The following is a 4,670-nucleotide window of genomic DNA, read 5'->3' on the forward strand; positions in this document are numbered from 1 at the left end:
GTGAACCAACTGGGGCGAAGAGTAGCTCTGAGGAAAATTCGGGATCGGTATCAGTGTGCCCGCCCATGTTGGCGTGCAGCGTCTTCTCCTTGGAGCCGAAGGCGTCGAACAGGTCCAGGGCCGCCTGCCGGTCGTTCCCTTCGTCGTCCCACTGCAGCAGGACATGCAGGGGAATGGTGACCTGCCGGGCCTCCTCGAACATGGCGCGCGGCACGAAACTCCCGGCGAAGAAACCGGCGGCCACGATGCGCGGCTCGACCACCGCCAACCGGATTCCGATGGAGATCACTCCCCCCGAGTACCCGACCGGGCCGCCGATCTCGGGCAGCGACAGGAGGGCATCCAGGGCGGCCTGCCATTCCGGGACCGACTTGTCGACCAGCGGGAGGATGAGGGCGTCGACGATCTCGTCGCCGACCGGCTCGCCGGCCTCCATAGCCCGGCGCAGGTCAGCGCGGGCCTGCTCGGCGGCGGGCCAACGAGGCCGGTCGCCGCTTCCGGGGAGCTCGATGGTGGCCGTGGCGAAGCCATCCGCCGCGGAATGCCGGGCCCGGGCCACCAGTCGGGGGTACATCTTGCGCAGTCCGAGGGGAGGGTGGCCGAGCAGGATCAGCGGCGCTGATGCGGATGCGGATGCCGATGCGGGCGTCCACAGGATGCCGAGGATCTCACCGAGGGTGAATTCGCGTTCGAGGACGCCGTCGTCGAGGCGCTGCTCGGAAGTGACATGCATGGTCGTGCCTTTCGGGAGGGCACTGGAACGGCGCTCCCGGACGACCTTGTCTATCGCCCGACCGTGACCCCGGAGGGGAGCACCCATGTCGATACTGCGTTCACGGGTACCACCTCCTCGATCTCTCGCACGGCCTCCTGGAACGTAGCAGTGGTCGCCCCTCGTCCGCCTACGGGTTTTTGCGGAGTCTCCGTGGCGCCGCCGCAGAGCCGCCACTCGGGAAGTGGACCGGCTTCGACGCGCCCCGGCGGCTGATCTACCGGGCGTGGACCACGCCCGAACCGGTCAAGCGCCGGTGGTGCGGCGAGCGCGGCACGATGGACACGGTCGAGCTGGACTTCCGGGTCGGCGGCACATGCAGGAGCAGATGACGGCGCTGGAGAAGCCGGCGGCGTCGCTGACCGACCAGGAACTGCCCGGTCGCTCACGACTGGTGTCGACCTGGACGCTCCTTGGGGACTGTGGAATCGGGCACCCGGTGAGCCCGTCAGACGTCGTGCACCGCGGCGACGGCCTCGATCTCGACGAGCTGGTCCTTGTAGCCCAGCACCGTGACGCCCATCAAAGTGCTGGGGACGTCATGGTCAGCGAACGAGTCCCGGACCACCTCCCAGGCAGTCACCAAATCCTCCCGGCGGGCCGATGCCACGAGGACCCTCGTGCTGATGACGTCCTGGAGGGACGCGCCGGCGGCGGTGAGAGCAGTCTGCATGTTCTCGACGGCTTTCAGGGCCTGGCCTGCATAATCGCCGATCGCTGCCGTCGAGCCGTCGTCGTTCAGTGGACATGCCCCGGCGAGGAAGATCAGGCGGGCCTCGGCGGGCGCCGTGGCCGCGTAAGCGTACTCGGCGATGTCGGACAGGGATGCGGAGCGGATCAGGGTGACAGCGCGAGCCACGGTCTTGGGTCCTTTCCCACGGGGTGTTGGGCCCGGACATCCTGCCAACGGCGCGTCGGCGCCGTCTTCTCCTTTTCGCCGTCCCACGGCACCGCCATGGGGTGCGGAGTGTCGCCGTGGCGTCGGTCGGGTCAACGGGTTCGACGAGCCCGCCGGGTTGGTGACCCTCTTCCCAGCCGTCGGCCCTGCCTGGGGAATTGCTCCGGGCACCGCTTTCGCGGGTCAGTGGGGCCGTTCCAGCCGTCGAGGAACGCGGCCAGGGCGCGGCGTTGGCGCTGTCGGTCGGCGATGAAGTCCTCGCGGACCTGGCGGTCGGCGTAGGGGGCGAGGCTTTTCGATGGGCAGGCGGTGACTTCGAGGGCGCGGGCTTCTCGGAGGCCGGGCGGTGACTTCGGGGGCGAGGTGGGGCTCGATGGGCAGGGCGGCGGCACGGCAGGGTGTCCCGCCCAGGCGGAGCCTCAACGTGCTCCCCACTGACGGCTAGCGTTGTCGGTTTCCGCGTCGCGTGGTGATCCCATTGGTGACGAAGACGGCGATACCGAGGGCGCCGAGGCCCACCCCGGCGTAGCCGACGAGCTCTCCACGGGCCTCGTTCTTCTTCTCCTCGTCGTAGCTGAGGGATTCATCGCCCACCCTCACGCACCACTGACCGGGTCTCATCGGGCTGCCGTCGCACTCGACGGCCTTGCCGTTCATGAGGGCCTCGGCGTTGATGAAGAACGTGGTCATGCCGACGATGAACAGAGCCCAGCCCAGGACCTTGAGCGATGGCCGCCCTGAACTGCGCATTCAGAGATCCTTTCTGTCACGACGTCAAAAGGCGCCCCAAGCGCGCCCACTGGCCACTGGCCCTGAGCCGTTTCTGCACCGTCTCGCGTGACCGGCACGCTTGTACGGAATCCTGCCCCAAGGGGCCGAGCCGTACGTCACCCGACGGGTTCGATGCGAAGGACGGCGGTGGCGTCGAGGATTTCGACGACCTCCAGGCTCATGGCGTCGTTGATGGTCGCGGCAGGCCCCTTGCCGCAGCTGAGCCCGACGCCGCCGCTGCCCTCCGAGGACACGCTGCCGCCGCCGGAGCAGCCCGAAACGCTGTAGCCCGATCCCGTCAGCGGCGCGGCCATCTCGACCTCGCCGCCGGTGATCGCCGTCACCTTGATCGGTCCGAGGCCGTACTTTTCCGGCACGGTCACGACGTCCCCTACGGCGACCTCGATCTCACATGTCCCGTCAGCGCACGGCCCGGTCGGTGAGGGCGACGGCGTGGCCGTCTCTGTGGGAGTCGGCCCGGGGTCCGACGCCGGCGCCCCGGCGCCTGACCCGCTGGGCCGGCCCTCGGCGGGCGGCCCGTCCGAAGAATCCGAGGAACACGATGTGAGAGCGGCGAGCACGACCGCGGCAACAACGGTGACGATGGCGGTGGTTGGGGTTCTACGCGTCATGGCCGCCATTGAACCGCGCCACGACCGGATCCGGGCAAGACATGGAGGGCCGGTACGCCAGTGAGGGGCCGGCTGTCTCAGGCGGCAGCCGTGGGGTTTGCCGAATCGGCAGTGCGGCGGTGTTCGGCGTTGATGCGCTGGGCTTCTTCGAGCTGGTCCTCGAGGATGATGATGCGGCAGGCGGCGTCGATGGGGGTGCCCTGGTCGACGAGTTCCCGGGCGCGGGCGGCAATGCGCAGCTGGTAGCGGGAGTAGCGGCGGTGTCCGCCTGCGGAACGCAGTGGTGTGATGAGGCGGGCTTCGCCGATCGCGCGGAGGAAGTTCGGTGTGGTGCCAAGCATTTCGACAGCCAGGCCCATGGTGTAGGCGGGGTAGTCGTCGTCATCGAGACGGCCGTATGAGTCGTCTGCTGTCATTGCACCTCTCTGGGGAACACGCTGGAGGGGCCCTGGTGCCATATGACACCAGGACCCCGGAGGAACTGCTACACCATCTGCCGGCCCTCGTACTGCGCCGGCGTTCTGTTTCCGCTGAGCCGACCGAAACGCTGTCGGCGTTTGCGGGGATCGCGTTGCTGGACCGGAGACCACCTCACTATCGATGTCCTGCGGTACCCGGATTCGAAGACTTCCGTCCGGGCGATCCTGATGGCGCCTGGCTTCTCCGTTCTTCCCTCGGCGATCAACTGCTTACCAAGCGGGGGCACTGCGTACTGCTGGTGATGCGAACTGATCAGTGGCCTGTGACAGCGCCACTTCGGCAGCCGGTCCGTCGCCCGTTCATGCGTCTGCTCTGGCTCAGAACCGCTGCCGAACTTCCCGATGCGCGCGTCCGCAGCCCGACGCCTTCATCGAGGTGCTGCTCACTTACTTCACTGCTGAGCACTGCGAACTGCATTTTGCGGATACTGCCACTGCGTCAACTGCGGCACTGCTCACGGCGGCCCCTGATCACTGCGGGCCGCCCGGTCCAGTCGTCAGTCCCGTCGCCGTCCTGCATCAACCCTGGCTTCGGAACTCCACCACCGCACCGTCCTGCGAACTGCAACTGCGGGGGTACTGCTGCCCGGCAATTCGTCTCTGCCAGGCCCTGCGGTCTCTCTGAGCTACGAGAGAAACCATAACCACACCACCATTCAATGTCTACCTTGGCCAACATAGATTTCCGCGTGTTCGGCAGTGAAGTAATCGCACTCGAACAGCGACGCCAGGAGGGCGCAGCCGGTCATCGCGGGGTTAACCGCCGCAGGGAGGGGCGGCGTTGACCGCTCCGGGCGGTCCCTCCGGTGAAGTCCCGGCCGGGGCGGCTCAGTCGCCGCCTCCCCCGCCGCCGCACGAGGAGCCGCCGCCGCAGCCGCAGCCGTAGCCACCGCCGTCGCCGTTTCCGCCCCGGCGGCTGTCCCGGCCTTTCGTCTTCTTCTTCCCGCCCGCCCCGACGAGCAGGATCACGATCACGGCGAAGCCCGCGATGATCAGGAAGTCGGTCATGTCGTCCCCCGTGTGTCTCCGGCACGCGTGCGTGTCGCGTCGCGTGTGCGTGGACGATGCCCCTGGCGATCGGCAGCCCAACCGGACTTGAGCAAGTCCAGAGCTTGGGC

At 68.0% G+C, this 4,670-nt stretch carries 7 protein-coding genes; 1 reads left to right on the top strand and 6 read right to left on the bottom strand.

Annotated elements, in window-relative coordinates:
• Positions 1 to 733 (bottom strand): alpha/beta hydrolase (locus ACWGH4_RS31570; RefSeq protein ID WP_453466920.1); only part of this gene is annotated, 733 nt, incomplete at its 3' end.
• 179 nt (positions 734 to 912) lie between these two features.
• Between ACWGH4_RS31570 and ACWGH4_RS31575 the strand changes: the two genes are divergently transcribed.
• The gene (locus ACWGH4_RS31575; protein ID WP_453466922.1) at positions 913 to 1,104 is read left to right on the top strand and encodes an SRPBCC domain-containing protein; all 192 of its coding nucleotides are present in this window, start codon (positions 913 to 915) and stop codon (positions 1,102 to 1,104) included.
• A gap of 116 nt (positions 1,105 to 1,220) precedes the next feature.
• Here ACWGH4_RS31575 and ACWGH4_RS31580 read toward each other — a convergent pair whose 3' ends face one another.
• From ACWGH4_RS31580 to ACWGH4_RS31600, 5 genes are all read right to left on the bottom strand, one after another.
• Complete coding sequence (locus ACWGH4_RS31580; RefSeq protein WP_453466924.1) at positions 1,221 to 1,631, bottom strand: RidA family protein; 411 nt, start codon at positions 1,629 to 1,631, stop codon at positions 1,221 to 1,223.
• A 480-nt stretch (positions 1,632 to 2,111) separates the two neighbouring features.
• On the bottom strand, positions 2,112 to 2,420 hold the full coding sequence (locus ACWGH4_RS31585) for a hypothetical protein (RefSeq protein WP_453466926.1): 309 nt from the start codon (positions 2,418 to 2,420) through the stop codon (positions 2,112 to 2,114).
• A 137-nt stretch (positions 2,421 to 2,557) separates the two neighbouring features.
• Positions 2,558 to 2,824 (bottom strand): hypothetical protein, encoded by a 267-nt coding sequence (locus ACWGH4_RS31590; RefSeq protein ID WP_441267094.1) that lies wholly within the window; start codon positions 2,822 to 2,824, stop codon positions 2,558 to 2,560.
• Between the two features lie 326 nt (positions 2,825 to 3,150).
• Positions 3,151 to 3,489 carry a MerR family transcriptional regulator gene (locus ACWGH4_RS31595; RefSeq protein WP_441267095.1) on the bottom strand — a complete coding sequence of 113 codons (339 nt, stop codon included), beginning with the start codon at positions 3,487 to 3,489 and terminating at the stop codon, positions 3,151 to 3,153.
• A gap of 891 nt (positions 3,490 to 4,380) precedes the next feature.
• Positions 4,381 to 4,560: a hypothetical protein gene (locus ACWGH4_RS31600; protein ID WP_453466929.1), complete on the bottom strand. Its 180-nt coding sequence runs from the start codon at positions 4,558 to 4,560 to the stop codon at positions 4,381 to 4,383.
• Positions 4,561 to 4,670: the final 110 nt, after the last annotated feature.

The sequence above is a fragment of the Streptomyces sp. NPDC054847 genome, from assembly GCF_053610925.1.